We start from the raw sequence: 24,620 nt of genomic DNA on the forward strand, positions 1-24,620 counted from the left end.
GGGGAGCCCGGCCGAGCGGGTGGCCGCCCGGCCCGAGGAACTCGGCGAGCGGCCGTCCCGGACGCGTCAGCCCACGCGCGTGAGCTTCTTCTCGAAGCCGGGCTCCGCCAGGTCCGCCTGGAGCGCGACCGGGGAGCTGACCTTGCCGGCGCCCGTGCCGATCGACACCTGGCCGATGATGTCGCCCGCCTTGCCGGCGTGCGGGACGGCCTTGCCGCCGTCCGTCAGCGCCAGCTTCACCTGGAGGCCCGGCCAGCCGATCGCCTTCAGTTCCCTCGTCGCCACGACCGGCGTCCGGCCGCCCAGGCCGTCGTCGACGTAACCGAGGACCTGGCCCTTGCGGACCACGGCTGCCGAGGCGACGTCCTTCTGGGCCTGCTGGATGATCTTGTAGCTGTTGTCGATGGCGAGCTGGAGCTTGTCGTTGAGCTGCTCCGCGTCCTTCGCACCCATCACGATGCCGAGGATGCGCCGGTTCTGGCCGTCGACGACGGTGTTCGCCGACCAGAGCAGATTGCCGCCCGCCGGGGTCGACGAGCCGGTCTTGATGCCGCTCACGCCCGGCTTGAGCAGGATGTTGTTGTTGTTCTCGATCCGGCCGGGGAGGCCGTCCACCGTCAGGTTGGGCATGTTCACGATCTCGCGGAACACGTCGAACTGCATGACCGCCTTCGCCAGCTTCAGCTGGTCCTGCGGGGTCGACACGGTGCTGTCGAGCAGACCCGACGGGTCCGTGTACGTGGACTGGGTCATGCCCAGGTCCTTCGCGGCGGCGTTCATCTTCTCGACGAACGCGGCCTCCGAACCGGCGTCCCAGCGCGCGAGCAGCCGGGCCACGTTGTTCGCGGAGGGGATCATGAGGAGCTCCAGGAGCTCCTTCTCCGAGTACGTCTGGCCCGTCTGGACCCTGGCCGTCGACTCGTGCTCCGCCTTGCCCTGATCGGCGGCCTTCTGGTCGATCTCGATCTCGGGGCCCTTCTGCTTCCCCTTGAGCGGGTGGTCACGGAGGATCACGTACGCCGTCATCGTCTTGGTGACGCTCGCGATCGGGGCCGGCTTCTGCGGCCCGTACGTCCCCATGGATCCGACGCCCTCGACCTCGACCGCGCCCTGTCCCTCGGTGGGGAACGGCAGCTTGAGCTCGCCGCCCCCGAAGGTGAAGGTCGGCGCGGCCGAGAGCGTCAGCACGGGCGCGGGCAGCGGGCGGGCCATCTGCACGATCGCAAAGACGATCAGGACCAGGAGGAGCAGCGGGGTCCAGATCCGCACCCGGCGCACGGTCGTCCGCAGCGGGGTGGGCGGCGGGGGCGGCGTGTTCGTCAGCTCGGCGAGCAGGTCGAGCGGGGGCAGCGGGGGCAGCGGCTGCTGCCGCGTCCGCTCGGGCTCGGCGAGCGCGGGCGCGGGCGCGGGCGAAGGCGCGGACGGCGCCTTCGGCTGTACGGGGGCGGAGGCGGCGGGCTTGGGAGCCTCGGGCGCCTTGGGGGCCGCCGCGGCGGCCGCCTGGGCCTTCTGCTCGGCCGGGATGTCCGCCCGCAGCGGCCGGAAGGTGCTGGTGCGCTCGCTGTCGGTGTCGCCGGTGCCGGCGCCCTTGCCGGCGTCCTTGCCCGCGCCGTTGCCGGTCAGGGAGGACGGAAGCTTCAGCGCGGTCGTCGGCTGGTCCACGGGCAGCCGGACGGCCTTGAACATGGTCGTGGGCTGGTCGACCGGCTCGTCCTCGACGACGTCGGCGTCGGCATCGGCATCGGCACCGTCCTCGCCGTCCTCGCCGTCCGAGTCCGCCACGTCGGTGGGGGCGGCGGGTTCCCCGGCGGGCGCCTCGGCCGCGGGCTTCGCGTCCGCAGCCGGCTTCCGCGTCGTGAACCAGGACTCCACGGAGGGCTTCTCCTCGGAGTCCTCCGCGGCCGCCTCCGCCTCGACGGCCTCCTCCTCGGAGCCGTCGCCGGAGTCGTCGTCCGACTCGCCGTCGGAGCTGTCGCCGGAGTCGTCGTCCGTCTCGGACGCACCCTCGGGCTCATCGCCCTCCGGCTCGCGCGCGGCAGCGTCCTCGGCGTCGGACCCGTCCGACCCCGACTCCGACTCCGACTCGTCCTCGACGGACCCCGCGGGCGCCTCCCGCTCCGTCTCGCGCTCCGTCTCCGGCTCATCCGCCGTCGCCACCCACGCCGCCACAGCGGCCTTCAGGCGGTCGCTCTCGGGCTCGGGAGCCTTCTCCGGCTCCCGCTCCGGCTTCTCCGACGGTTCCGGCTTCTCGGACCGCTCCGGCGAATCCGGCGTCTCCGGCTCGGGCGTGGCCGCCGGGGCGTCGTCCTCCGAAGTCCGCGGCGCCAGCGACTTGAAGACGGCCGTCGGCTGGTCCAGCTGGACCGCCGAAGCCGAGGACGACGCAACCGGAGCCGCCGACGAGGCGTCCGACTCATGGAGCACGGAAAGCCGAGGATCCCTGCCGCCGCCCGAGGCGGTCGTCTCCTGAGACGACCCCTGCTGCTCCGCCTTGTCGGGGGACTCGCCCGCCACCGTGCCTCCTCCATGCGTCATGGCTACGTACGGACCATGTACCGGTCCGTGTACCAGTGTCCTGTGTGGACCCCTTGGCCCCCGTGCTAGACGAGAACGACATACCTACTGGTTCCCGGATGAACCACCCAGGCACTCTCGACAGATGAATGTGAGAGGGGTCACCCTGTCATTCATCCACGCGGGGAGGCATGGATGGGCAGGAGCCGCAGAACCATTCCGGAAGAGCTTCTGCTGCTCGCTCTGGACCCGACCACGGGTACCACAGCGCAGCCGCAGTCGCTCGACCTCGGCCTGGCCGGAGCACAGCTAGTGGAGCTGGCGCTGGCAGGCCGGATAGCCCCTGACGGGGATCGTATCGCCGTGGTGATGCCACGGCCGACCGGAGATCCGACCTTGGACTCCGCACTGGAGCTGCTGCGCAGGCGCGGCAGCCCGGTTCGGGCCGTCCACTGGATCGGCGGACCCCGACTGGGGCTCCGTCAGACGTATCTCTCGCATCTGGAGCGATGCGGCATGGTGCATGCCGTGGAGACCCAGATGTGCGGGGTGTTGCCGACGACTCGCTACCAGGCGACGGACACGGCGATCAGTCGGGAGATCCGTTCCCGGCTGGACAGTGCGATCCGCACCGGCGTACCGCCGGACCCGCGGACCGCGGCGCTTGCCGCGCTGGCCCACGCGGTCGGTCTCGGGAAGCACCTCTACCCCGGCAACGAAGGACGGTCGTCGCGGTCCCGGCTGCGCGATCTGATCCGGCACGACCCGATGGGCGGACTCGTGGCGCACGCCGTGATGGACGTCCAGAACGGCGCGGCGGCACAGCCGCGCCGGAGCGCCGCGGGTGTCCCGGCGCAGCCTCGCGGCAGCATGGCCCGCGCGGCGGCGTCCTAGGCATCCCACGCGCAGCACAGAACCCACCCGGGAGCCGCACAGGTGTGCGGGGCGGTCTGGACGGCCGCCCCGCACACGCGCGTTTCCCGAGCTCGGCGGGGCATAGGTTGTGGTCGTTTTCCAGCGCACACCCGGCCATTGGTGGCAGTCTGCCAAGCGGTAGATACTCACAGCTACGCAGCAGACAGCCGGAGGTGCAGTTTCCGTGGCGTCCAACGTCAACCCCACCGTCAGGCGACGCCGATTGGGCCAGGAGCTGCGCAAGCTCCGGGAAGCGAAGAACATGACGGCGGAGCAGGTCGCCGAGCGCCTCCTCGTCTCCCAGTCCAAGATCAGCCGGCTGGAGAACGGCCGTCGCTCCATCAGTCAGCGCGATGTGCGCGACCTGTGCGGTGTGTACGAGGTCGAGGACGAGCGCATGGTCGACTCCCTCATGCAGATGGCCAAGGACTCGCGCCAGCAGGGCTGGTGGCACGCCTTCGGCGACATCCCGTACAGCGTCTACATCGGCCTGGAGACCGACGCGGAGAGCCTGCGGATGTACGAGCCGCAGATCATCCCCGGGCTGCTCCAGACGCACGCGTACGCGGAGGCGGTCATCACCGGCGCGCTGCCGGAGTCGGCGCCCGCGGACATCGAGAAGCGGGTCACGGTCCGCACCCGCCGCCAGGAGCGCATCCGGGACGACGAGCGTCCGCTGCGGCTGTGGGCCGTCATCGACGAGGGCGCGCTGCACCGGATCGTCGGCAGCAGGCAGCTGATGGTGGAACAGCTGGAGCACCTCATCGAGCAGTCGCACCTGCCGCACGTCACCGTGCAGGTGATCCCGTTCGAGATGGGCGCGCATCCCGGGATCAGCGGGCAGTACTCGATCCTGGAGTTCCCGGACACGTCCGACTCCAGCGTCGTCTACATCGAGGGCGTGACGAGCGATCTGTATCTGGAGAAGGCGCAGGACGTCGGCAAGTACAGCGTCATGTACGAGCACCTCAGGGCGCAGGCCCTGAACGTCGAGCAGACCCGGGACTTCATCTCGGAGATGGTGAAGAAGCACGCCAGGGGCTGAGCCGGAAAGCGTCGCGGCTCAGGTCCGAAAAGCAGCTGGGCGGGTACGGTACACCGCGTACTCGCTCCCACGGAAGCCCAGTTGGAATATGCCACTCGGACGTGTGAACGCCGGTCCCGCCGGACGGGACCGGCGAGTAGCGTCGATCACGCCGGCAAGAACGTTGGCGCGACACATCCACTGGCAGAACCGGAGCTGAGCAGCATGGCGATTATTCAGGGTGGCACCGACACCTGGACGAAGTCCTCGTACTCCGGAGGGAACGGGGCCTGCGTCGAAGTGAAGTCCCCCCTCGTGGCCGCGATCGCGGTGCGCGACTCCAAGGCCCCCGAGGGTCCCTCCCTCTCTTTCGGACCGGGATCGTGGAACGCCTTCGTCGGCGAGGTGAGCGACGGGGCCCTCTGAGCCCCGTCGCTGGAGCCGTCAGCCAGGCACCACCGGTGGTACCCGCACCAGACGTACCGCCCGCAGTACGCAAGAGCCCTCTCGACCGGTCCGCCGTCCTGGCCGAGGGGGCTCGGCCTCTGCCCGGGCCGGAGAGCGGCACGGAAGGTCAGCGCAGCTGGTCCACGTAGCGGTCCGTTCCCGGGATCGTCGGGATGAACGGCGCCACGAGTTCCACCCGGCCGCCCTCGGGGCCGCCCAGCGACTCCAGGTCCGCGAAGTGCTCCGTCCAGCACTCCCTCGGGTCCCGTTCGAGGAACCACAGCAGGGTCAGCCGGGTGTCGACGCCCTCGACCTGCTTCACGTACGTCATGCGGTCGCCGGGGAGCGGGGTCGGGCGGAAGACCGTGACCATCGCCGCCGGTGAGCCGGCGAGCCGGCGGGGCAGTTCCCCGGCCCGCAGTCGTTCGAGGAGGGCCGCGCGTTCCTCCGGGCCCTCGGTGTCGATCACCTGGAGGATCAGCCCCGCGTAGGGGTGGTCGAGGGCGTGGAAGTCGCGCGGGCCCGCCGCCCCGTCGCGGTAGACGGTCGTCTCGTGGTCCTGGAACGCGGTGAAGACATGGGTCCGTTCCTGGTGGACGCGGGCGTCGCGGTTGAGCCGTCTGTTGATGCCGACGGTCCACTTCATGTGGTCGTCGTAGCGGCCCTCGGTGATCCAGTACGTGGAGAGGTAGCAGCCCGCGGTGACGGGCCGGGCGACGGCGGACTTCTCCGGGCCGCGCAGGTCCTGGAGTTCGCGGGTGGCGACCCAGCGGCGGCCCGCGTACATCCAGGGCATCGCCATGGCGCCGGCGTAGTAGTGGTCGTCCTCGTACCAGCGGTTGTACGCGTACTCGTGGCCCGGATGCGGCTCGACCATGGTGATCAGCGCGTGGCCGGGCCGCACCCCGTACGGGCCGACGGACGCCAGCTCCGCGTACGTCTCGCTGCGGGTCTCCTCGCTCATCCTCGTTCCCCTTCCCTTGTCGGCGACACCGCCCTACTCTGACGGACCGTCAGATCGATGAACAGGCCCAGGGAGGACCCGGATGCTGCTCCAGGGGAAGACGGTCGTCGTGTCGGGTGTCGGCGCCGGACTCGGCCATCGCATCGCCGAGACGGTCGTACGGGACGGGGGCAACGCGGTCCTCGGCGCCCGTACCGGGGCCAACCTCGCCAAGTCCGCCGCCGAGATCGACCCGGAGGGGCGCCGTACCGCCCACCGGGCCACCGACATCACCGACGAGGCGCAGTGCGAGGCGCTCGCCGCCCTCGCGACCGAGCGGTTCGGCGGGATCGACGCGGTGGTCCACGTCGCCGCGTGGGACTCCTACTTCGGCGGTCTGGAGGACGCCGACTTCGCCACCTGGCAGGGGGTGCTGGACGTCAATCTGCTCGGGACCCTGCGAATGACCCGGGCCTGTCTGCCTGCGCTCAAGGTGCGCGGGGGTTCGGTGGTCCTGATCGGGACGCAGTCGGCGGTGGCCGCGCCCACGCAGGTGCGGCAGGCGGCGTACGCGGCCTCGAAGGGGGCGTTGACCTCGGCGATGTACTCGCTCGCGCACGAGCTGGGACCGCACCGCATCCGGGTCAACACCGTGCTGCCCGGCTGGATGTGGGGTCCGCCGGTGCAGGCCTTCGTCCAGTTCACCGCGCACACCGAGCAGGTCCCGGAGGCGGAGGTACTGGCACGGCTCACCGAGCGGATGGCGCTTCCGGAGCTCGCGACGGACGGGGACGTGGCGGAGGCGGCGGCCTTCCTCGCCTCGGACCGGGCGCGGGCGATCACGGGTCAGTCCCTGCTGGTCAACGCGGGTGAGCTGATGCGGTGAGCCCTTCCTGAACCAGCCGGACAAGTTCATAGACGTGAACAAGGGTCAGTAAACAGAACGATTTTACTGTCCCTTGACCCTCCATTGCATTGTCCCTGCCTTGTGACTCGCCACACCATGAACGGCGTTCACAAGGCGGACCAGATCCCCTGGAGGGGGCTCCATGAACAGTCTCGACTGGGTCGTGCTCATCGGCTACTTCGGCGTGATGGTCGCGATCGGTGTCTGGTCCCACAAGCGGGTGGACACCGTCTCCGACTTCTTCACGGCCGGCGGCCGGATGCCCTGGTGGCTCTCCGGCATCTCCCACCACATGTCGGGCTACAGCGCGGTGATGTTCACCGGGTACGCGGGCATCGCCTTCACCTACGGCGTCACGTCCTACGTCACCTGGTCCTTCCCCATCGCGATCGGCATCGCCATCGGCGCGAGCCTCTTCGCGCCCCGGCTCAACCGGCTGCGCTCCCGCCTCAAGGTGGCCTCCCCGCTCGAATACCTCAAGGACCGCTACAACCTCCCCACGCAGCAGGCCCTCGCCTGGTCCGGCGTCCTGTTGAAGATCGTCGACGTCGGCGCGAAGTGGGCCGCCATCGCCACCCTGCTCTCCGTCTTCACCGGTATCTCCCTCAACCAGGGCATCCTCATCACCGGTGTGGTCACCGGCGTCTACTGCACCGTCGGCGGCCTCTGGGCCGACGCCCTGACCGAACTCGGCCAGTTCGTCATCCAGCTCCTCGCCGGCGTCGCCATGCTCGTCGCCGTACTCGGCAAGCTCGGCGGCTTCAGCGCGCTGTGGACCGTGTGGGACCGTCCCGAGCTCCAGGGCCACACGGCGCCGACGGCCGGCCCGTACACGCTGACCTTCCTCCTCGCGTACCTCTTCATCAAGACCTTCGAGTACAGCGGCGGCATGTGGAACCAGGCCCAGCGCTACATGGCCACCCCCGACGCCCGTGCGGCCACCCGCTCCGGCCGGCTCTCCGCGGTGCTCTGGTTCGTCTGGCCGCTGGTCCTCTTCTTCCCCATGTGGGTCGCGCCGCTGCTCGTCACCCCGAAGAAGCCCGACGCCTCCGACTCGTACGCCCTGATGACCGAGCAGCTGCTGCCGCACGGCCTCCTCGGCCTGGTCGTCGTCGGCTTCTTCTCTCACACCATGGCCATGTGCTCCTCCGACGCCAACGCCATCGCCGCCGTCTTCACCCGTGACATCGCCCCCGCCGTCAGCAAGGCCGCCCGGGGCTGGAGCCAGAAGGCCGGTCTGCTCGCCGCGCGCTGGTCGACCATCGCCTTCCTCGCGCTGTCCATGGCCATCGCCACCCAGGTCAACTCCCCCACCTTCAAGGACATCATCACCGTCGTCATCAAGTGGGTCGCCGGACTCATGGGGCCGATCGCGATCCCCTTCATGCTCGGCCTGCTCCGCACCTTCCGGAAGTCCGGACCGACCGCGGCGCTCGTCTCCTGGGCCGCCGGACTCTTCGTCTTCTGGCTCACCAACTACGGCCTCGACGGCATCGAGCTCCAGATCCAGATCGTCTCGCCGCTCGCCACGTCCCTGGTCCTGTACGTGCTCATCGGCTTCGTCCGGCCCGAGGACACCCCGGAGCGGGACGCGCTGCTCGCCCGGATCGGCGGCGACCCGGACGACGAGGACGGCGCCGCGATCCCCGCGCAGGGCGGCGAGCGCGCCGGCCGGCCCCTCGCCTGAGGGACGCCGGCCGGCCTCACCCGGAGGACCCCGGTCAGCCCCTCGGGTAGCGCGCCAGCCAGCCCGGCGACGACTCCGCCGGGCCGTGCAGGGCGGCACCCTGCGTCATCTCCATCGAGAAGTCGTCCGCGAGCTCCAGGACCGTCGCACGGCCCTCCAGTTCGGCCAGCCAGGCCGGCGGGAGGGCCGTTTCGCCGTGCAGGGCGCCGAGCAGGGCGCCCGTGAGCGCCCCGGTCACCGCGGACGGCCCGTCGTGGTTCACCGCGAGCCGCAGTCCGTGCCGTACGTCCTCGCCGACCAGGGCGCAGTACACGGCCGCCGCCAGCTGCCCCTCCGCCCGGTCCTCGGCCGCCCCGAGGGCCGCCACCCGCTCCGGGTCCGGAACCCCTTCCCGTACGGCTCCGAGGGCGCGGCCCAGCGCCTCGGTGACCGGCTCGTGGCCGGGGCGCGCCGCCAGCTGCCCGAGGGCCCGGTCGACGGCCGCCTCCACGGAGCCGCCGCGCGCGAGGCCGTGGACGACGACCGCGAAGGCGCCGGCCGCGAGGCCGGCGGCCGGGGCGCCGTGGGTCTGGGCGGCGCACTCCACGGCGAGCTGGCAGACGAGCTGCGGCTCCCAGCCGACGAGCAGCCCGAAGGGGGCGGAGCGGACGAGCGCGCCGGAGTCCGCGGCCTGCGGGTTCTTGGGCCGTTCGAGGGTGCCGAGGATCTCGTCGCCGAGGCCGGTGAGGCAGGCGCGGGACGGGTCGCGGCGGGCGTAGAGCCATTCCTCGCGGGCGAGCCAGCCGTTGTCCTTGCGGCGCTCGTCGGGCCCCCAGTCGCGCTGGGTGGCGGCCCAGCGCAGATGCGCCCGGTGGATGTCGGTGGGCGGATGCCAGGCGCCGGTGTCGCGGCGGACCTGGGCGCGGATCAGGCCGTCGACGGTGAAGAGCCCCATCTGGGTGGCGGCGGTGACGGCGCCGCGGCGGCCGAAGGCGGGCGTGGGCTCGCCGAGTCCGTCAGGTCCGTGGGCTTCCCGGATCTCGTCGAGGGTGAGTCCCCCGACGCCCGCGCCCAGGGCGTCGCCGAGGGCTCCGCCGAGCAGACAGCCCCGTACGCGGGCCCGGAAGTCCTGCTGTTCGGCGCGGCCCCACACGGCCGCGGCTGTTGTGGCCACGACGTGCCCTCCCCCCGTAGACCGGTCTGCGCAGCACTGTAATGGACCGGGTACGTCCGTTCGGGGGCCGGAACGGTATGTGATCCGAAGCCCTTCAGTCCACTTTTGACCACAGTTCACCCGAGGTTTGGGCATGACTTGAACGATCCGCGTCATGAACCCCCTGACACGAGTCACGCCCCTCTCCACCGCGGCCCTCGCGGCCGTCCTGCTCACCGGCCTCGTCGCCCCGACCGCCTCCGCGCACTCCCCCGGCCACCGGCACGGCGACGAGCGGCGCGTCCCCTTCACCGCCGCCACCGTCACCGAGAACTCCGGCGGCACCTACACCGTCGCGTGGAACGCCCCCGGCACCCGCGGGGTCACGATCCGCACCGGCGGCCGTACCGTCGCCCGCGGCGGCGCCACCGGTTCGGTCACCGTCTCCGGGCTCGCCGCCACCGACCGCCGCTGGTTCGACCTGGTCCCCGACCGGGGCACCTCGCTGCACCTCGCCGACCGGCTGATCCGCCTCCAGGGCACGGTCAACTTCCGTGACGCGGGCGGCTATCGCACCACCGACGGCCACTGGGTGCGGATGGGCGAGGTCTACCGCTCCGACTCCCTGGAGAAGCTCACCGACGCCGACCTCGCCAAGCTGAAGCGCCTCGGCGTCCGTACGGTCTTCGACCTGCGCATGGAGTCCGAGCGGACCACCGCGCCCGACCGCGTCCCGGCCGGCGCCACGCACGTCGTCGCCGACGTCCTCGCCGGCACCGGCACCTTCACGTCGATGCCGAAGAGCCCCGCCGAGGCCGAGGCGATGATGGCCGAGGGCAACCGCTTCATGGTGAGCGGCGACACCGCCCGCACCGCCTACACCACCGTCTTCGACGGCATCGGCACCGACCGCAGGCGCGGTGTCCTCTTCCACTGCACCGCCGGCAAGGACCGCACCGGCTGGTCGAACGCCGCCCTGCTCACCGCCCTCGGGGTCCCCGGGGAGACGGTCATGGCCGACTACCTGGCCAGCAACACCTACCGGGCCGCCGCCAACGAGGCGATCCTCTCCCACCTCCCGGCCCCGCAGGCCGCCGTCTACAAGCCCCTCCTCGACGTCCGCCCCGCGTACCTCAACGCGAGCTTCGACGAGGTCGAGGAGGAGTACGGCTCCTTCCGCGGATACCTGCGGAAGGGCCTCGGCATCGACGACCGGGAGCTCAAGGAGCTGAAGAAGGACCTGCTGGTCGGCTGAGCCCCTACTCCTGGGGGAGGACCGGCAGCAGCTCCGGAAGGTGTCCGTCCGACGCCCTCGCGGTGCGCTGTCGTTCCTCGGGTACGTCGCCGTAGAGGGTCGTCCGGGGCTTCGCCGGGCGGCCTGCCGCCTCCGCGATGGCCTCCAGGTCGCGGATGGAGCGGTAGGAGCCGTAGCTGGAGCCGGCCATGCGGGAGATGGTCTCCTCCATGAGCGTTCCGCCGAGGTCGTTGGCGCCGGAGCGGAGCATTTCGGCGGCGCCCTCCGTGCCGAGCTTGACCCAGCTGGTCTGGATGTTGGGGATGTGGGGGTGGAGGAGGAGGCGGGCCATGGCGATGACGGCGCGGTTGTCGCGGGCGGTGGGGCCGGGGCGGGCGATGCCGGCGAGGTAGACGGGGGCGTTGGTGTGGATGAAGGGGAGGGTGACGAACTCGGTGAATCCGCCGGTCTCCTGCTGGATGCGGGCCAGGGTGCGGAAGTGGCCGAGCCAGTGGCGGGGCTGGTCGACGTGCCCGTACATCATCGTGGAGGAGGAGCGGATACCGAGCTGGTGGGCGGTGGTGATGACCTCGATCCAGGTGGCGGTGGGCAGTTTGCCCTTGGTGAGGACCCAGCGCACCTCGTCGTCGAGGATCTCGGCGGCGGTGCCGGGGATGGAGTCGAGCCCGGCCTCCTTCGCCGCCGTGAGCCACTCCTTGATCGAGAGGCCGGTGCGGGTGGCGCCGTTGACGACTTCCATGGGGGAGAAGGCGTGGACGTGCATGCCGGGGACGCGCTTCTTGACCGCGCGCGCGATGTCGAAGTAGGCGGTGCCGGGGAGATCGGGGTGGATGCCGCCCTGCATGCAGACCTCGACGGCGCCGACGTCCCAGGCCTGTGCGGCGCGGTCGGCGACCTGGTCAAGGGAGAGGGTGTAGGCGTCGGCGTCGGTGCGGCGCTGGGCGAAGGCGCAGAAACGGCAGCCGGTGTAGCAGACGTTGGTGAAGTTGATGTTCCTGGTGACGATGTACGTCACGTCGTCGCCGGAGACCGAGGCGCGGACGTCGTCGGCGATACGGGTGAGGGCGTCGAGGGCCGGTCCGTCGGCGTGGAGCAGGGCCAGGGCCTGGGCGTCGGTGAGTCGGGTGGGGTCGTCGGCGGCGACGGCGAGGGCCTGGCGGACGTCGGAGTCGACGCGCTGGGGGACCATGCCGGGGGCGGCGGCTTCCCGCAGGGCGTCCCAGTCGCCGTAGACGTGGTCGAAGTCCTCGCGCCGGTCGTGCGTACGGCCGGTGGTGTCGATGGTGGTGTGCAGGTCGGTGCGGCCGGAGGAGGTGAACGCCTCGTCCGGTTCCTGCCACGGCAGCCCGCGCACCGGCGCGTCGGGGTCGGCCAGTCCCGTTTCCGGGTCGGCGAGGGCGCGGACGTGCGGGAGGAGCCGGGGGTCGAGCCACGGCTCGCCGCGGGTGACGAACTCCGGGTAGACGCAGAGCCGTTCCCGCAGCTCGAACCCGGCGCCCCTGGAGCGCTCGGCGAGGGTCTCGATCTGCGGCCAGGGCCTCTCCGGATTCACGTGGTCGATGGTGAGGGGGGAGACGCCGCCCCAGTCGTCGATGCCGGCGGCGATGAGGCGTTCGTAGGCGGAGTCGACGAGGTTGGGCGGCGCCTGGAGGCAGGCGGTGGGGCCCATGATGTGGCGGGCGACGGCGACGGTCGCGACGAGGTCGTCCAGCTCCGCGTCGGGCATGCCGCGCATCGCCGTGTCCGGCTTGGCCCGGAAGTTCTGGATGATCAGTTCCTGGACGGAGTGATAGGCCCGCGCGATCCTGCGCAGCGCGAACAGCGACTCCGCCCGCTCCTCCAGGGTCTCCCCGATGCCCAGGAGCAGTCCGGAGGTGAAGGGCACGGAGGACCTCCCGGCGTCCTCGAGGACGCGCAGGCGGACGGCTGGTTCCTTGTCGGGGGAGCCGTGGTGGGGACCGCCGGGCTCGGACCACAGCCGGGTCGCGGTCGTCTCCAGCATCATCCCCATCGACGGCGCGACGGGCTTGAGCCGCTGGAAGTCCGTCCACGACAGCACTCCCGGGTTGAGGTGGGGCAGGAGCCCGGTCTCTTCGAGGATGCGGATGGCCATCGCCCGGACGTAGGCGATGGTGTCGTCGTAGCCGTGGGCGTCGAGCCATTCGCGGGCCTCGGGCCAGCGGTCCTCGGGCTTGTCGCCGAGGGTGATCAGGGCTTCCTTGCAGCCCAGTTCCGCACCGCGGCGGGCGATGTCGAGGACCTCGTCGGGAGACATGAACATGCCGTGGCCCGCACGGCGGAGCTTGCCGGGCACGGTGACGAAGGTGCAGTAATGGCACTTGTCCCGGCACAGCCGGGTCAACGGTATGAACACGCTCTTCGAGTACGTGATGACCCCGGGCCGCCCCGCGGCCTCCAGCCCGGCGTCACGCACCCGCCCGGCCGAGGCGACCAGATCCGCCAGATCCTCCCCCCGCGCCCGCAACAGCACGGCCGCCTCACCGACATCGAGCGCGACCCCGTCCCTGGCCCGCCTCAGAGCACGGCGCATGGCATTCGCGGAGGGGCGAGCTTCCTGGTCATCCGTCATGAACCGAGCATACGAGCGGGCACCGCGGAGCGGCTTCGGGTCCCCGCAGGAAGCGGCGGATCCGGCCGTGCGAAGCCGGTGCGGACGGCGACGGCGACGATCCGGGTCTCCGAGGAGACCGGATCGTCGCCGTCGCCGTCGGCCCGGCACAGGGGCCGCCGCAGCCGCCCCACCGCCCTCAGAGGTACTCGGCGTACCCGTCCAGGACGCGCAGGACCTCCGCCTCGTCCGCCGGGGGAAGCTGGAGCACGACCTCCTCGCAGCCCAGTTCCGCGTAGTGGGCGAGCTTGCCCGGGGTCGGGAGGACCGCGTACGGGACGATCTCCAGGGTCTTCGGGTCTCGGCCCGCCTGTTCCCAGGCCTCCTTGAGGACCGGGAGCGACTCCGTCAGGCCGCGGCCGCCGATCGGCATCCAGCCGTCCGTCTGCGCGACGATCTGGGCGAAGAGCTTCGGGCCCGCCGCGCCGCCCAGGAGGATGCGGGGCGCGCCGCCCGCCGGCTTCGGCCAGGCCTCGGAGGCGCGGACCGAGTGCCCGAACCCGCCCTCGTACGCGGTGGGTTCGGGGGCCCAGAGCGCGCGCATCAGGTTCAGGCGGTCGCGGCCGAGGTCCCGGCGGGTGCGCCAGTCCACGCCGTGGTCGGCGGCCTCCTCCTTGTTCCAGCCGAAGCCGAGGCCGAGGGTGAAGCGGCCGCCGGAGACGTGGTCGAGGGTCGCGATCTGTTTGGCGAGGGCGATCGGGTCGTGCTCGGTGATCAGGGTGACGCCGGTGCCGAGCGCGAGGCGTTCGGTGACGGCGGCGGCCTGGCCGAGGGCGACGAAGGGGTCGAGGGTGCGGCCGTACTCGCGGGGCAGCTCCCCGCCCGCCGGGTAGTCCGTGTCCCGGGCGACGGGGATGTGGGTGTGCTCGGGGAGGTAGAGCCCGCCGAACCCGCGCTGTTCGAGTTCGCGCGCGAGCCGCACCGGGCTGATGGTCTCGTCGGTCAGGAAGATCGTGGTCGAGATCCGCATAGCGGCACGGTAGGGCGTGGGGCCGGGATTTCCGAGGGGTGCGACGTGAGTGCGTGCCGCGTTGGCCGGGCGTTCACGAACCCTGTCTTCCTGGAGGCCCGCTGACGGACCGCCCGTCCCGGCTCGCGGGCGGAAATCCGCGGGCGGCTTCCCGCCCGGGCGCCTACCGTGACCCCGTGCTGAAGCGAATCGAGACGTACTACGACGCCGTTCCCCGTTCCGCCGCCCGCGCCGAGGAGTTCGGGCCGCTGACCCTGTTCGTACGGGAGGGCGCGGGCTGGCCGTACTACGCGCGGCCCGCCCTCGGTCACGGCGGGGAGGTGACGGTCGCCGACGTGGACCGGGTCCGGGCGCGGCAGCGGGAGCTGGGGGCGCCCGAGGCGTTCGAATGGGTGGCGGAGACGACGCCGGGGCTGCGGGCGGCGGTGGAGGCGAGCGGGCTCACGGTCCACGAGCATCCGCTGATGGTCCTGGAGGGCGAAGGGCTGCCGGTGGCCGTGCCCGAGGGCGTCACCGTGCGGATGGTCGGCGCGCGCGATCCGTTCCTGGCGAGCGCGGTCGCCGCCCCGTACGCGGCCTTCGGCGCCGAGCCGACGCCGGACGTCGTCGCCCAGGTCGCCGACCGGATCGCGGCGGGACTCACCCATCTCTCGGCGGCCCTGGACGACACCGGCACCGCGCTCTCGGCGGGCCAGCACCAGCCCGTCGGGGCCGTGTCCGAGGTCGTCGGGGTCGGCACCGTCCCGGTGGCGCGGCGCCGGGGCCTCGGTCTTGCGGTGACGGCGGCCCTGGTCGCCGACGCCCGGTCGCGCGGTGTGGAGCTGGTGTTCCTGTCGGCCTCGGACGCGGACGTGGCCCGGCTGTACGGACGGCTCGGTTTCCGCACGGTCGCCACCGCGCTCATCGCGGAGCCGTAGAGAGAATCCGCGGAAGGCCGTCCGGGGGTGTCACATCGTGGGGGTCCGCTCCGTCAATGCGGTGAGGGCGACGGAACGCCCCACCGAGAGACGCTGAGGAGCGATCACCATGGCGCACGCGACCACCCCCCGGATGACCAACCCCGCCTACCTCCTCCCCGGAGCGGGCCCGGCGATTCAGGAGCTGGTGAAGGCGACCCGCGACGGCGGCGTCCCCGAGTCGACCCTGGAGCTGGTGCACCTGCGGGCGAGCCAGATCAACGGCTGCGGGTTCTGCGTCGACTACGGGGCGAAGAGCGCCCGGAAGAACGGTGTGAGCGACGAGAAGCTGTTCGCCGTCGCCGCCTGGCGCGAGACCCCATACTTCTCCGACGAGGAGCGCGCGGCCCTCGCCCTGGCCGAGGCGGCGACCCGGCTCGCCGACACCTCGGACGCCGTGCCGGACGACGTCTGGGACGCCGCCGCCGACCATTACGACGAGAAGCAGCTCGCCGCGATCGTGCTGATGGTGGCGGTCACCAATCTGTTCAACCGGCTCAACGTCACCGTCCGGCAGCCGGCCGGAGTCGCTCTCTGAGGGGTGCCGCCGGGTGTCGGGCGGGTGCGGCGGCCTCGTCCGCCCGGGCGAGGAGTTCCCGCAGCACCGCCGTCCCGGGGCCCCGCCCCCGGGTCTCGGGGGCCAGGTAGAAGTACTCCAGGCAGAAGCCCGCACCGCCTTGTCGCCCGCCCGCCCGGGGCGCAGCGACCAGTTCGTCTCCCCATACATGGACGCATCCGCGGGATGCCTCCGTGGGAGGCGAGGGGGCGTCCGGGGGAGGCTTCGGGGCGTCCTCGTAACCGGATCCACGCCGTCCGCGTTGGTGCGGGCATGAAGAAGATGCTGACCGCAGTCGCCCTGACCTGTTTCGCCGCCACCGGCGGTCTCGCCGCCGCCGGAACCGCCGCCGCCGACGCGAGCCTGCCGTCGGTCGTGCCGCTCAGCGGCGTCCTGACCCCGAAGGCCAAGCCGGCCGGTACGCCGGACCTGCCGACCGCGAACGCGGCGGTGGAGCGCCTGCTCCCCGGGCGCCACTGAGCCGTACGCGGGAGGCGGACGGCGGAAGACGCGGGACGAAGGTGGCGGGACCCCCCACGGGCCCGCCACCTTCGTGTCTCGATGACTTGAGAACGCTACGCCGGACTCAGTCGGCGACGACCAGTGACGGCGTCTCCTTCGTCAGGACCTCGCCGCGGAAGAACGCGGGGCTCCGGCGCTGCATGACCAGCATGATCACCACGCCGATGAGCAGCAGTCCGACGCCGATCACGAAGACCGAGCCGACGCCGAAGACGGCGGAGCCGGAGCCGTACGCCGGGTCCCACATGTCGTAGAGCGTCTTGCCGAAGACGGCCGTGAGCATCAGTCCGCCGAGCAGCGGCATGAGGCCCTTGTAGGCGAGGTTCCGGCCGGAGCGGAAGAGCTCGCCGCGGAAGTACCAGACGCAGGCGAAGGCCGTGAGCGCGTAGTAGAAGCAGATCATCAGGCCGAGCGCGTAGATGGTGTCGACCAGGACGTTCTCGCTGAGCAGGGTCATCACGGTGTAGAAGACGCCGGTGGCGACACCGGCCACGATCGTGGCCTTGCCGGGGGTCTTGAAGACCGGGTGGACCTTGGTGAAGGACTTCGGCAGGGCCTCGTACGTGGACATCGCGAGCACCGTGCGGGCGACCGGGATGAAGGTGGTCTGGAGGCTGGCGGCCGCCGAGGCGAGGACCGCGACGAAGAGCAGGATGCCGAGCGTGGGGCCCATCACCGGGCCGGCGAGGGCGGCGAAGACGTTGTCGGAGGTCTCCGGGTTGGCGAGGCCGAGGCCCTCCTCGCCGGAGCCGACGACCATCTGGGCGGCGATGCCGGTGGCCAGGTAGGAGCCGACCAGGACGACCATCGCGATGAGCGCGGCACGGCCGGGGGTCTTGGCGCTGCCGGTGGTCTCCTCGTTGGTCGCCATGCAGGCGTCCCAGCCCCAGTACATGAAGATCGAGAGCGAGAGGCCGGCGGTGAAGGCCGCGAAGGACTGGACCGCGAAGGGGTTCATCCAGGACCAGGAGAAGTCGACCGAGGTCTCGAAGGAGCCGGCCTTCGTCAGGGCCATGCCGACGAAGACGGCGAGGACGACGAGCTGGAGGCCGACGAGGGTGTACTGGACGCCCTTGGTGGCGGTCATGCCGCGGTAGCTGATCGCGGTGGCCGCGGCGATGAGGGCCAGGCAGGTGACGATGTGGACGGCTTTGTTGTCGTCCAGGGCGGCGATGGACCCGCTGCCGCTGATCTCACCCGCGAGGAGCCAGAAGTAGGAGGTCGCGACGCCCGCCAGGTTGGAGAGGACGATGATCGTCGCGATGACCAGGCCCCAGCCGCACATCCAGCCGATCCGGGGCCCGAAGGCCTTCACGGTCCAGGTGAACGAGGTGCCGCAGTCGGGCATGACCTTGTTGAGCTCCCGGTACGCGAAGGCGACGAGGAGCATCGGGAGGAAGCCGGCGAGGAAGATCGCGGGCATCTGCAGTCCGACCTCGCCGGCGGTGGAGCCGAGTGTCGAGGTCAGGCAGTAGACGGGGGCGACGGTCGAGATGCCGATGACGGCACTGCCGAGGAGGCCGACGGAGTTTCCGCCGAGGCCTTTGGTGCGCACGCCGTTGGTGTCGCCCGGGGCGTTGACGCCCCTTACCGTGTCTCCGGCCTGGGGCCGCGCTTCCACCTGAGTCATGAACAGGACGTTAAATGCTGCGGTTTCCATATCCGGACGATCAGAATCCGCTCGCTTGATCGATCACCGCCTTGCATTGCGGGGGTCGAAGTGGAGGGACACCAATGATTGAAAGATCGACCAACGCCATGGACCGACCAACTGGTAGGTCGGTCGGTCCGTGTCCGATATGCGGGAACCGCAGCTCAGCCCGAAATGTCCGTTTCGAAATTTTCCCGAGGAATTTTCGGGGACGTCGTCAGCCCGGCCACACCACCGCCTGCAGCTCGCTGTACGCGTGCAGCGCGTACGAGCCCACGTCGCGTCCGACCCCGCTCCGCTTGAATCCGCCGAACGGCGCCTCCATGTTCCGTCCGATCGTGTTCACCCCCACCCCGCCGGCCCGCAGCCGGGCCGCGATCCGGAAGGCACGGGCCACGTCGCCCGACCACACGTAGTCGAGGAGTCCGTACTCGCTGTCGTTGGCGAGTGCGATCCCCTCCTCCTCGTCGTCGAAGGGGACCACCACGACCACCGGCCCGAAGATCTCCTCCCGCACCACCCGCATCTCGTTGGTGCAGTCGGCGAGCAGCGTCGGCGCCACGTAGAAGCCCTTCGCGAGGTCCGGCCGCTCGCCGCCGACGACGACCCGCGCCCCCTCCTTCCGGCCCAGCTCGACGTACGACTCCACCCGGTCGCGGTGGGCCGCCGAGATCACCGGGCCGACGATCGTGCCCCGCTCCGCCGGGTCCCCCACCTTCATGAAGGCCAGATAGCCGGTGAGCTTCTCGATCAGCCGCTCGTAGATCCCGCGCTGGGCGAGCACCCGGGTCGGGGCCGTGCAGATCTGTCCGCTGTAGAAGGAGAACGTCGTCCCGATCCCCATGACCGCCGAATCCAGGTCGGCGTCGTCGAAGACGAGCGCGGCCCCCTTGCCGCCCAGCTCCATCAGCTGCCGCTTGAGCGTGCGGCCGCAGACCTCGCCGATCGCCTGCCCGACCGCCGTGGAGCCGGTGAAGGACACCATGTCGACGTCCGGGGAGTCCACGGCCGCCTGCCCCGCTTCCACCGAGGAGCCGGTGACCACGTTCACGACACCCGGCGGGACGCCGGCCTCCTCCAGGGCCCGGGTCATCGCGTACACGGAGAGCGGGTCCTGCGGGGCGGGCTTCACCAGGACCGTGTTGCCCATCGCGAGCGCGGGGGCGACCTTGCCGGCAGGGTTGGCCCAGGGGTTGTTGTACGAGGTGATGCAGGTGACGACGCCGACCGGGCGGCGCACCGCCACGGCGCCGAAGACCCCGGCCTTCCCCATCGGGCCCGCCTCGTTGATCTGCGGGGGCAGCGCCTGCTCGACCGGTTCCATGGCCCCGCGCGCGTACCGCCGGAAACGGGCGGAGCCGACGGCGACCTGCATGCCGCGCGCCGTGCCGGTGGTGGCGCCGGTCTCGGCACGGGCGAGGAGGGTGTTCGCCTCGGCGTCCCGGGCCATCAGATCGGCGGCCCGGTCGAGGATCGCCGCCCGCTCCTCCGGTGTCGTACGGGACCAGGAGTCGAAGGCCTCGCGGGCGGCGGCGGCCGCGTCGTACACCTGGGCGCGGGAGGCCTCCGGGGCGAGACCGACGACCTCCTCCGTGGCGGGGTCGATCACCTCGTAGTGACCGCCGTCGGGCTCGACCCACTCGCCGCCGATGAAGAGCTGCTGGTTCACCTGGTCGCCACCGTCCTCGTGTCACGGCCGGAGCGCAGCACCTTCCCCGGGACCGCGCCGGTCACCTCGTCGTCCCGTACCGTCTCCACGCCGTTGACCCGCACGGACACGATCCCGACCGCCCGCGAGTCCAGCCGCGGGCTGTCCCCCGGCAGGTCGTGCACCAGGGTCGCCGGGCCCGCGTCGATCCGCTCCGGGTCGAAGAGGACCAGGTCGGCGTGGAAACCCTCGGCGATCCGGCCGCGCTCGCGGAGCCCGAAGAGCCGGGCCGGGTCGTCGGTCAGCATCCGCACCGCCCGCTCCAGGGGCACGAGCCTGCGGCCGCGCAGACAGTCGCCGAGGAACCGGGTCGTGTACGGCGCCCCGCACATCCGGTCCAGGTGGGCGCCCGCGTCGGAGCCGCCGAGCATCACGTCCTCGTGGTCCCAGGTCTCGCGGCGCAGCGCCCAGGAGGCCGGGTCGTTGTCGCTGGGCATCGGCCACAGGATCGTCCGCAGCTCGTCGTTGGCGCAGATCTCGACGAGGCACTGGAAGGCGTCCTGGCCGCGCTCGGCCGCGATGTCGTTCACCACGCGGCCGGTGAGTCCCTCGTTCTCGGGGCTGTACGTGTCCCCGATGACGTACCGCCCGAAGTGGGCCAGGCGCCGGAAGACGCCGGCCTCCTTGGAGTCGGCGCGCCGCAGCATCTCGGCCCGCACGTCCGGGTCGCGGAGCCTCGCGATCCGCTCGGGGAGGGGAAGTCCGAGGATCTCGCCCCATCCCGGGATGAGGTTGAGGGCGCAGAACGTCCCCAGCGACATGTTCATCGGGGTCAGGATCGGCATGGTGAGGGCGACGATGCGGCCGCCGGACTTCCGGGCCCGCTCGGAGGCGGTGAGCTGGCGCGGGACGCGTTCGGGGACGGCGGCGTCGATGGTGAGGACGTTCCAGTTGAGGGGGCGCCCCGCGGCGGCGGTCATCTCGACGAACAGGTCGATCTCGTCGTCGGAGAACTGGTCGAGGCAGCCGGCCAGGATCGCTTCGAGCTGGGTGCCCTCGTGCTCGCCGACGGCGCGGGAGAGCGCGACCAGCTCGTCCGCGGTGGCGTGCCGGGAGGCGACGGGGGCGCCGGCGCCGTCGGAGTGGGTCGACGACTGGGTGGTGGAGAGCCCCCAGGCTCCGGCCTCCATGGCCTCCTTGAGGAGGGCGACCATGTGCGCGAGCTGCTCGGGGGTGGGCTGCCCGCCGACGGCGTCGGCGCCCATCACGTACCGGCGCAGGGCGCAGTGGCCCACCATGAAACCGGCGTTGACGGCGATCCGGCCGTCGAGGGCGTCGAGGTACTCGGCGAACGACGACCAGGACCAGTCGACGCCCTCCTCCAGGGCTTTGAGGGCCATCCCCTCGACCTTGGACATCATGCGGCGGGTGTAGTCGGCGTCCTCGGGCCGGTCCGGGTGGAGCGGGGCGAGGGTGAAACCGCAGTTGCCGCCGGCGACGGTGGTGACGCCGTGGTTCATGGAGGGAGTGGCGTACGGGTCCCAGAACAGCTGGGCGTCGTAGTGGGTGTGCGGGTCGACGAAGCCGGGGGTGAGGACGAGACCGGTGGCGTCCTCGGTGGTCCGGGCGTCCTCCCGTACGGTGCCGGGCTCGGCGACGACGGCGATCCGGCCGTCCCGGATGCCGATGTCGGCGACGTGGGCGGGGGCGCCGGTGCCGTCCACGACGGTGGCGCCCGTGATGAGGTGGTCGAGCATGACGGTCCCTTTCTGGACGTGGACACGGGTGTGCCCCGGACCGGGGGCCGCCGCGGAACGGCCTCCGGCCGGGGCCGGTACGGGGCGGCGGTCCGGGAAGACACCACCCCGCGCTCGTCGTTCACCGCTCGTCGGCGTGGGGCCCTCAGGAGCCGGCGGACCGGCGGAAACGGGTCGTGCGGTGGACCGGGTCCGTGTCGATCTTCGGGATCACGTGCTCACCGATCAGCTTGATCGAGTTCATCGTGTCCTCGTACGAGATCCCGATCGGCAGCCCGAACGACAGCTGGTCCGCCCCCGCCTGCTCCCACCGCTTGCACTGCGCCAGCACCTCCGAAGGATCGCCGCAGATCATCAGCTCCTCCTGGATGAGGAGTTCGATGATCTCGGCCGAGTACTCGGGCAGCAGCTCCGGCCACTCCGGGATGCCCTCCGGCCGCGGGAAGGTGTCGTGGTAGCGGAAGAGGAGGGACTGGAGGTAGTTCAGGCCGCCTCCGACCGCGATCTCGACCGCCTTGTCGTGCGTCTCGGCGCAGATCGCCGTCGAGGTCACCATGACGTTGTCGTTGACGAAGTCGCCGATCGCCTTGGCTTCCTTGATCGCGGTCTTGTACGACTCGACGACCCACTCCATGTCGGAGACCTTCTGCACGCTGAAGCCGAGGACTCCGAGACCCTTCCTGCCGGCCATGGCGTACGAGGAGGGGGACCCGGCGGCGTACCACATGGCGGGGTGGGACTTGCCGTACGGCTTCGGGAGGATCTTGCGGGGCGGCAGTGACCAGTGCTTGCCCTGGAAGCCGACGTACTCGTCCTGGAGCCACATCTTGGGGAACTCGGCGATCGTCTCCTCCCACAGCTCCTTGGTGTGGTTCATGTCGGTGATGCCCGGCATGAACCCGAGGATCTCGTGGGAGCCCGCACCACGCCCGGAGCCGAACTCGAACCGTCCACCGGAGAGATGGTCGAGCATGGCGACCTTCTCGGCGACCTTCACCGGGTGGTTGACGGGGGCGAGGGGGTTGAAGATGCCGGAGCCGAGGTGGATCCGGTCGGTGGCGTGGGCGAGGTAGCCCAGGTAGACGTCGTTGGCGGAGAGGTGCGAGTACTCCTCCAGGAAGTGGTGCTCCGACGCCCAGGCGTACTTGAATCCGGACCTGTCCGCCTGGATGACGTACTCGGTCTCCTCCATGAGCGCCTTGTGCTCGGCTTCGGGATCGGTCTCGGCCCGCTTGCCGACGTATCCCTGTACGAAGATCCCGAATTCCAAGGGGGTTCACCGTCCTCGTGAGTTTCTGACGGATTTTCTGACGTGCCGTCAGATTCTTGATGTGCCCGACTGTCGCACCGCGGGGTGGGCCCGTCAATAGCTGACGAGTCGTCAGATAGGACTAGAAGAGGCTGACTCCCGCCAGCCAGCCGCCGTCGATCACGAAGGGCTGGCCGGTGATGTACGCCGAGTCCTCCCCGGTCAGGAACAGCGCGAGCGCCGCCACCTCGTCCGGGCGCCCGATCCGCCCGAGCGGCACGAGCCTGCGGTACAGCTCGGCCGTGGCGGCCGGGTCCACGCCCTCCGGATTGCTCATGGGAGTGTCGATGGCGCCCGGGCAGACGGCGTTCACCCGGATCCCCTTCGCGGCCAGCTCCAGCGCGGCGACCCGGGTCAGCCCGAGGACGGCGTGCTTCGAGGCGGCGTACGCGCCGACCCCGGCCATCCCCGTCAGCCCCGTGTAGGAGGCCGTGTTGACGATCGTCCCGCCGCCGGCCGCCGCGATCTCGGGCGCGACGGTCCGGATGCCGAGGAAGCAGCCGGTCTGGTTGACGGAGACGATCGCCTGGAACTCCTCCAGGGGGGTGGAGAGCAGCTCGTTGAAGCGGAGGATGCCGGCGTTGTTGACCAGCCCGTCGATCTTCCCGAACCGCTCCTTGGCGACCGCCACGGCCGCGGCCCAGTCGGCCTCCCTGGTCACGTCCAGGTGGACGTAGACGGCCCGCTCCTCCCCCAGTTCCTTGGCCAGTGCGGCGCCCGCGTCGTCGAGGACGTCGGCGAGGACGACCTCGGCCCCCTCCGCGGCGAACAGCCGGGCCTCCTGCTCGCCCTGTCCGCGCGCCGCGCCGGTGACGAGGACGACCCGCCCGTCGAGTGTGCCCATGTCCGTGCTCCCTAGAGGTGAGGGGCGACCTCCGTGCCGAAGGCCGCCATCTGGTCGATGAGTTCGGCACGGCTCCGGGAACGGAACCGGACCTGGATCTGGTCCACGCCCATCTCCCCGTACGCGCGCAGGGAGGCGGCGATCTCCTCCGGGCGGCCACTGAGGGTGCGCCGGCCGACGGGCCGGTCGGGCGTGCCGATGTACAGCGGCTCGGCGATCGCGCCGACGGTGATCGGCTCCGCGATCCCGGCCTCGGCGCGCAGCCGCAGCAGTTTCTGGATCTGTGCGGCGAGCCGGTCGCGCGGGTCGCCCTGCGGGAGCCAGCCGTCTCCCTTGAGCGCGGCGCGGCGCACGGCGGCCGGGGAGGATCCGCCGACCCAGAGCGGGACGCGCTCCTGCGCGGGCCGGGGCAGCTGCCCGAGGTCCTTGAAGGCGAACCGCTCCCCCAGGTGCTCCGGGTACTCCTCCGGCCCGAGCGCGGTCCGCAGCGCGTCCATGGTCTCGTCGAGCACGGCGCCCCGGCGCGCGAAGTCCACGCCGAGCGCCTCGAACTCCTCCTGGACGTGCCCGGCGCCGACCCCGAGGACCAGCCGGCCGCCGGAGAGGTGGTCGAGCGTCGCGTAGGCCTTGGCGGTGACGAGCGGATGGCGCAGTCCGACGACGGCGACGTGCGAGAGCAGACGGACGCGTTCGGTGGCGGCGGCGAGGAAGGAGAGCGTGGCGACCGGGTCGTACCAGACGGTGCTCATCGCCTCGGCGAGCCGGCGCGGGATGGCGACGTGGTCGCAACTGGCGAGATAGTCGAATCCGTACTCCTCGGCGGCACGGGCGACGGCGAGCAGGTCGGCGACCCCGGCGGTCGCCTCCCAGGGCTCGGCGTAGATCGCGCTCTGCGACTGGACCGGCAGCTGCATCCCGTAGACCACCATGAGGAACCCCCTTGAGTCCTGGCCG

20 protein-coding genes are annotated in these 24,620 nt (G+C 71.3%); 9 read left to right on the forward strand and 11 right to left on the reverse strand.

Translation table 11 applies throughout. From position 1 onward, the window contains the following. Window positions 1-66: 66 nt before the first annotated feature. On the reverse strand, window positions 67-2,535 hold the full coding sequence (locus OG392_RS15725) for a D-alanyl-D-alanine carboxypeptidase (RefSeq protein WP_329279770.1): 2,469 nt from the start codon (window positions 2,533-2,535) through the stop codon (window positions 67-69). Window positions 2,536-2,709: 174 nt separating this feature from the next. Between OG392_RS15725 and OG392_RS15730 the strand changes: the two genes are divergently transcribed. The 3 genes from OG392_RS15730 to OG392_RS15740 all read left to right on the forward strand — a co-directional run bounded on the left by OG392_RS15730 (window position 2,710) and on the right by OG392_RS15740 (window position 4,879). After that, window positions 2,710-3,408, forward strand: coding sequence for a GOLPH3/VPS74 family protein (locus tag OG392_RS15730; RefSeq protein WP_329279772.1), 699 nt, complete (start codon window positions 2,710-2,712; stop codon window positions 3,406-3,408). 205 nt (window positions 3,409-3,613) lie between these two features. Next, window positions 3,614-4,474 carry a helix-turn-helix domain-containing protein gene (locus OG392_RS15735; RefSeq protein ID WP_329279774.1) on the forward strand — a complete coding sequence of 287 codons (861 nt, stop codon included), beginning with the start codon at window positions 3,614-3,616 and terminating at the stop codon, window positions 4,472-4,474. Window positions 4,475-4,678: 204 nt separating this feature from the next. Further along, window positions 4,679-4,879, forward strand: a complete 201-nt coding sequence (locus OG392_RS15740; RefSeq protein ID WP_329279776.1) for a DUF397 domain-containing protein — start codon at window positions 4,679-4,681, stop codon at window positions 4,877-4,879. A 148-nt stretch (window positions 4,880-5,027) separates the two neighbouring features. Here the strand turns inward: OG392_RS15740 and OG392_RS15745 are convergent, their stop codons facing one another. After that, on the reverse strand, window positions 5,028-5,864 hold the full coding sequence (locus tag OG392_RS15745) for a hypothetical protein (RefSeq protein ID WP_329279778.1): 837 nt from the start codon (window positions 5,862-5,864) through the stop codon (window positions 5,028-5,030). 82 nt (window positions 5,865-5,946) lie between these two features. Here OG392_RS15745 and OG392_RS15750 point away from each other — a divergent pair, with 82 nt between their 5' ends. Together OG392_RS15750 and OG392_RS15755 are read left to right on the forward strand one after the other, a co-directional pair. Further along, on the forward strand, window positions 5,947-6,729 hold the full coding sequence (locus OG392_RS15750) for an SDR family oxidoreductase (protein WP_329279780.1): 783 nt from the start codon (window positions 5,947-5,949) through the stop codon (window positions 6,727-6,729). Window positions 6,730-6,892: 163 nt separating this feature from the next. Then, entirely contained in the window at window positions 6,893-8,437 is a 1,545-nt protein-coding gene (locus OG392_RS15755; protein WP_329279783.1) for a sodium:solute symporter family protein, read from the forward strand. 34 nt (window positions 8,438-8,471) lie between these two features. On the opposite strand, the gene OG392_RS15760 is transcribed toward OG392_RS15755, so the two are convergent. Continuing rightward, complete coding sequence (locus OG392_RS15760) at window positions 8,472-9,590, reverse strand: ADP-ribosylglycohydrolase family protein (RefSeq protein ID WP_329279785.1); 1,119 nt, start codon at window positions 9,588-9,590, stop codon at window positions 8,472-8,474. A gap of 154 nt (window positions 9,591-9,744) precedes the next feature. On the opposite strand from OG392_RS15760, the gene OG392_RS15765 reads away from it, so the two are divergent. Beyond that, window positions 9,745-10,824 (forward strand): tyrosine-protein phosphatase, encoded by a 1,080-nt coding sequence (locus tag OG392_RS15765; RefSeq protein WP_329279788.1) that lies wholly within the window; start codon window positions 9,745-9,747, stop codon window positions 10,822-10,824. Between the two features lie 4 nt (window positions 10,825-10,828). Here the strand turns inward: OG392_RS15765 and OG392_RS15770 are convergent, their stop codons facing one another. Beyond that, complete coding sequence (locus tag OG392_RS15770; protein ID WP_329279790.1) at window positions 10,829-13,414, reverse strand: bifunctional FO biosynthesis protein CofGH; 2,586 nt, start codon at window positions 13,412-13,414, stop codon at window positions 10,829-10,831. A 178-nt stretch (window positions 13,415-13,592) separates the two neighbouring features. After that, window positions 13,593-14,423, reverse strand: coding sequence for an LLM class F420-dependent oxidoreductase (locus tag OG392_RS15775; protein ID WP_329279792.1), 831 nt, complete (start codon window positions 14,421-14,423; stop codon window positions 13,593-13,595). A 176-nt stretch (window positions 14,424-14,599) separates the two neighbouring features. Here OG392_RS15775 and OG392_RS15780 point away from each other — a divergent pair, with 176 nt between their 5' ends. From OG392_RS15780 to OG392_RS15795, 3 genes are all read left to right on the forward strand, one after another. After that, window positions 14,600-15,340, forward strand: coding sequence for a GNAT family N-acetyltransferase (locus OG392_RS15780; protein ID WP_329279794.1), 741 nt, complete (start codon window positions 14,600-14,602; stop codon window positions 15,338-15,340). A 109-nt stretch (window positions 15,341-15,449) separates the two neighbouring features. Continuing rightward, window positions 15,450-15,917 (forward strand): carboxymuconolactone decarboxylase family protein, encoded by a 468-nt coding sequence (locus tag OG392_RS15785; RefSeq protein WP_329279796.1) that lies wholly within the window; start codon window positions 15,450-15,452, stop codon window positions 15,915-15,917. Between the two features lie 291 nt (window positions 15,918-16,208). Then, window positions 16,209-16,415, forward strand: a complete 207-nt coding sequence (locus OG392_RS15795; RefSeq protein ID WP_329279797.1) for a hypothetical protein — start codon at window positions 16,209-16,211, stop codon at window positions 16,413-16,415. Window positions 16,416-16,521: 106 nt separating this feature from the next. Here the strand turns inward: OG392_RS15795 and OG392_RS15800 are convergent, their stop codons facing one another. From OG392_RS15800 to OG392_RS15825, 6 genes are all read right to left on the reverse strand, one after another. Then, on the reverse strand, window positions 16,522-18,087 hold the full coding sequence (locus tag OG392_RS15800; RefSeq protein ID WP_329279799.1) for an APC family permease: 1,566 nt from the start codon (window positions 18,085-18,087) through the stop codon (window positions 16,522-16,524). A gap of 238 nt (window positions 18,088-18,325) precedes the next feature. Beyond that, on the reverse strand, window positions 18,326-19,777 hold the full coding sequence (locus OG392_RS15805; protein ID WP_329279801.1) for an aldehyde dehydrogenase family protein: 1,452 nt from the start codon (window positions 19,775-19,777) through the stop codon (window positions 18,326-18,328). After that, window positions 19,774-21,513, reverse strand: a complete 1,740-nt coding sequence (locus tag OG392_RS15810) for an N-acyl-D-amino-acid deacylase family protein (protein WP_329279803.1) — start codon at window positions 21,511-21,513, stop codon at window positions 19,774-19,776. Before OG392_RS15810 ends, OG392_RS15805 begins: the two co-directional genes overlap by 4 nt. 145 nt (window positions 21,514-21,658) lie before the next feature. Beyond that, entirely contained in the window at window positions 21,659-22,783 is a 1,125-nt protein-coding gene (locus tag OG392_RS15815) for an LLM class flavin-dependent oxidoreductase (RefSeq protein ID WP_329279806.1), read from the reverse strand. A 121-nt stretch (window positions 22,784-22,904) separates the two neighbouring features. Beyond that, a complete protein-coding gene (locus OG392_RS15820) occupies window positions 22,905-23,666 on the reverse strand; it encodes an SDR family NAD(P)-dependent oxidoreductase (protein ID WP_329279808.1) in 762 nt (253 codons plus the stop codon). An 11-nt stretch (window positions 23,667-23,677) separates the two neighbouring features. Further along, complete coding sequence (locus tag OG392_RS15825) at window positions 23,678-24,595, reverse strand: LLM class F420-dependent oxidoreductase (protein WP_329279810.1); 918 nt, start codon at window positions 24,593-24,595, stop codon at window positions 23,678-23,680. Window positions 24,596-24,620: the final 25 nt, after the last annotated feature.

The sequence above is a fragment of the Streptomyces sp. NBC_00691 genome (assembly GCF_036226665.1).
Lineage (GTDB): Bacteria > Actinomycetota > Actinomycetes > Streptomycetales > Streptomycetaceae > Streptomyces.

What these genes read in the sequence shown, in the direction of transcription:
- OG392_RS15825 (WP_329279810.1), bottom strand. Translation starts at nt 24,595, where the DNA reads ATGGTGGTCTACGGGATGCAGCTGCCGGTCCAGTCGCAGAGCGCGATC.
- OG392_RS15765 (WP_329279788.1), top strand. Translation starts at nt 9,745, where the DNA reads ATGAACCCCCTGACACGAGTCACGCCCCTCTCCACCGCGGCCCTCGCG.
- OG392_RS15820 (WP_329279808.1), bottom strand. Translation starts at nt 23,666, where the DNA reads ATGGGCACACTCGACGGGCGGGTCGTCCTCGTCACCGGCGCGGCGCGC.
- OG392_RS15730 (WP_329279772.1), top strand. Translation starts at nt 2,710, where the DNA reads ATGGGCAGGAGCCGCAGAACCATTCCGGAAGAGCTTCTGCTGCTCGCT.
- OG392_RS15810 (WP_329279803.1), bottom strand. Translation starts at nt 21,513, where the DNA reads ATGCTCGACCACCTCATCACGGGCGCCACCGTCGTGGACGGCACCGGC.
- OG392_RS15800 (WP_329279799.1), bottom strand. Translation starts at nt 18,087, where the DNA reads ATGACTCAGGTGGAAGCGCGGCCCCAGGCCGGAGACACGGTAAGGGGC.
- OG392_RS15740 (WP_329279776.1), top strand. Translation starts at nt 4,679, where the DNA reads ATGGCGATTATTCAGGGTGGCACCGACACCTGGACGAAGTCCTCGTAC.
- OG392_RS15785 (WP_329279796.1), top strand. Translation starts at nt 15,450, where the DNA reads ATGGCGCACGCGACCACCCCCCGGATGACCAACCCCGCCTACCTCCTC.
- OG392_RS15770 (WP_329279790.1), bottom strand. Translation starts at nt 13,414, where the DNA reads ATGACGGATGACCAGGAAGCTCGCCCCTCCGCGAATGCCATGCGCCGT.
- OG392_RS15725 (WP_329279770.1), bottom strand. Translation starts at nt 2,535, where the DNA reads ATGACGCATGGAGGAGGCACGGTGGCGGGCGAGTCCCCCGACAAGGCG.
- OG392_RS15750 (WP_329279780.1), top strand. Translation starts at nt 5,947, where the DNA reads ATGCTGCTCCAGGGGAAGACGGTCGTCGTGTCGGGTGTCGGCGCCGGA.
- OG392_RS15755 (WP_329279783.1), top strand. Translation starts at nt 6,893, where the DNA reads ATGAACAGTCTCGACTGGGTCGTGCTCATCGGCTACTTCGGCGTGATG.
- OG392_RS15775 (WP_329279792.1), bottom strand. Translation starts at nt 14,423, where the DNA reads ATGCGGATCTCGACCACGATCTTCCTGACCGACGAGACCATCAGCCCG.
- OG392_RS15795 (WP_329279797.1), top strand. Translation starts at nt 16,209, where the DNA reads ATGAAGAAGATGCTGACCGCAGTCGCCCTGACCTGTTTCGCCGCCACC.
- OG392_RS15745 (WP_329279778.1), bottom strand. Translation starts at nt 5,864, where the DNA reads ATGAGCGAGGAGACCCGCAGCGAGACGTACGCGGAGCTGGCGTCCGTC.